General features: G+C 64.5%; 1 protein-coding gene. It reads left to right on the top strand.

The window, feature by feature from the left end:
• Nucleotides 1–338: tyrosine-type recombinase/integrase (locus H926_RS0108225; RefSeq protein ID WP_022675869.1), on the top strand; the 338-nt coding region annotated here is incomplete at both ends.

The following is a 338-nucleotide window of genomic DNA, read 5'->3' as shown; positions in this document are numbered from 1 at the left end:
ACGGTCAAGAACCCTCGCGCATTGCCCGTTGTCCTCAGCCGCGAAGAGGTCGTGCTTCTCCTCGGCGCGACCAACTGCCTGAAGCACAAGGCTGCACTGTCCGTTGCCTATGGCGCTGGCTTGCGCGCCGCCGAAGTGACGATGCTGAAGGTCCGCGATGTCGACAGCAAGCGCATGCTCCTGCGCGTGGAGCGCGGTAAAGGCGGGCGCTATCGCAATGCGCTCCTGCCCGCTGACCTTCTTGCCCTTTTGCGCGAGTGGTGGACGGTTGGCCGCAAGCAGGGCGTCATGCACGCCGATGGCTGGCTGTTCCCGGGCATGCACTATCTCAAGCCGCT

Source organism: Novosphingobium sp. B-7, from assembly GCF_000410615.1.
GTDB lineage: Bacteria > Pseudomonadota > Alphaproteobacteria > Sphingomonadales > Sphingomonadaceae > Novosphingobium > Novosphingobium capsulatum.
This window is presented reverse-complemented; position numbering and strand designations above follow the sequence as displayed.